General features: G+C 49.3%; 1 protein-coding gene. It reads left to right on the top strand.

The window, feature by feature from the left end; all coding sequences use genetic code 11:
• Positions 1–993, top strand: a 993-nt coding sequence (locus DWW13_RS18555; protein ID WP_442857781.1) for a VirB4-like conjugal transfer ATPase, CD1110 family, incomplete at both ends; no start/stop codon positions are given.

Raw genomic sequence — 993 nt, forward strand, 5'->3', positions numbered from 1 at the left:
ACCATTCCCTACCTTGCCATGTACCCGGACGGTATCTGCAAGGTTACGGAAAAGAGATATTCAAAGTGCGTCGTGTTCGAGGACATCAATTATCAGCTTGCACAGGCTGACGATAAGACCGCCATTTTTGAAAACTGGTGCGATTTCCTCAACTACTTTGACGCGAGCGTGAGCGTGCAGCTTTCTTTCATCAATCAAGGAACGCAGCGGGAACAGGCAGAAAAAGCAATCTCTATCCCCGCACAGGAGGACGCTTTTAACTCTATCCGCACCGAGTATTCGGATATGCTGAAAAATCAGCTTAGTAAAGGCAACAACGGGCTTGTGAAGCACAAATACATTACCTTTACTGTTGAAGCCGATAACAAGGCGGCTGCAAAGTCAAGGCTTTCCCGTATCGAAACCGACGTGCTTAACAATTTCAAGGTGCTTGGCGTAACCGCCCGCCCCTTATCCGGCTATGAACGCTTAAAGGTGCTGCATGGGGTATTCCACCCGGAGGGCGAGCCGTTCTCCTTTTCCTTTGACTGGCTTACCCCGTCGGGGCTGTCTACAAAGGATTTTATCGCCCCGTCCTCTTTCCGTTTTGGCGAGGGCAGATATTTCCGCATGGGGCGTAAAATCGGCGCGGCGAGCTTCCTTGAAATCCTTGCGCCGGAACTCAACGACCGTATGCTTGCTGACATACTGGACTTGGAAACAGGTGTAATCGTCAACTTACATATCCGCAGTATCGACCAGTCGGAAGCAATCAAGACCATTAAGCGCAAAATCACAGACCTTGACAAGATGAAGATTGAGGAACAGAAAAAAGCGGTTAGAAGCGGCTATGACATGGATATAATCCCGTCCGACCTTGCCACCTTTGGCAGCGAAGCAAAGAACTTGTTGCAGGACTTACAGAGCCGCAACGAGCGAATGTTTCTCCTTACATTCCTTGTGGTAAACATGGCAGACACGAAGCGGAAACTGGAAAATGACATTTTCGCTGCG

This window comes from Blautia sp. AF14-40, from assembly GCF_003479665.1.
Classification (GTDB): domain Bacteria; phylum Bacillota; class Clostridia; order Lachnospirales; family Lachnospiraceae; genus Fusicatenibacter; species Fusicatenibacter saccharivorans.